2 rRNA genes are annotated in these 869 nt (G+C 58.7%); both read right to left on the bottom strand.

The features are described 5' to 3' along the window. A 23S ribosomal RNA gene (locus tag JUB10_RS14415) occupies window positions 1-336 on the bottom strand; the annotation flags it as partial. A 453-nt stretch (window positions 337-789) separates the two neighbouring features. After that, window positions 790-869, bottom strand: a 16S ribosomal RNA gene (locus tag JUB10_RS14410); the annotation flags it as partial.

The raw sequence follows: 869 nt of genomic DNA, 5'->3' as shown, positions 1-869 counted from the left end.
GTGAGAGTCCCACAACCCCGACCATGCAACGCCTGCCGGCTATCACACATGATCGGTTTGGCCTGATCCGGTTTCGCTCGCCACTACTAACGGAATCGCTGTTGCTTTCTCTTCCTGTGGGTACTGAGATGTTTCACTTCCCCACGTTCCCTCTACCCGCCCTATATATTCAGGCAGGAGTCACCAGGTCGGCACGCCGCCTGGCGGGGTTTCCCCATTCGGACATCCTCGGATCACAGCTCGATTATCAGCTCCCCGAGGCTTATCGCAGATTTCTACGTCCTTCTTCGGCTCCAGATGCCAAGGCATCCACCGTTTGCTCTTAGAAACTTGACCACAAAGTTGCCGCACCCGAAGGTGCGGCGTCAGTGTTCGACCAGCCCCGAGGGGCCGGCCGTTACTTAGTGACAAACACCCATCCCCACCCCCAAAAGAGGCAGAAACAGGCGAGTGTCTAAGATGCTCGCGTCCACTGTGTAGTTCTCAAAATACGGGCGGTACCCCACACCCCGCACCAACCGGCCGGAGTCATGAGGTCCAAAGAAACCGTTCACCAACCCGCGTTCCCGCGAGCGGTGGCCCGGTCCCTCAGGACCCAACAGCGTGCACGCCCGACACCTTCCCGATCGACCCGTTCCAGACCCCCCGAGAGGAGTCGTACTGAGATCGACACGGTTCCGTGTCAGGCCAATGTCAATGTTCCACCCATGAGCAACCACGCTGGAGACATTCGCTCCAGAACGCGGCTCTGACCGTGCCTGCCGAAGCAGACCGGTAGAAGCTCCTTAGAAAGGAGGTGATCCAGCCGCACCTTCCGGTACGGCTACCTTGTTACGACTTAGTCCTAATCACCGATCCCACCTTCGACG

Source organism: Desertivibrio insolitus (genome assembly GCF_017355965.1).
GTDB lineage: Bacteria > Actinomycetota > Actinomycetes > Actinomycetales > Microbacteriaceae > JAFIQW01.
This window is presented reverse-complemented; position numbering and strand designations above follow the sequence as displayed.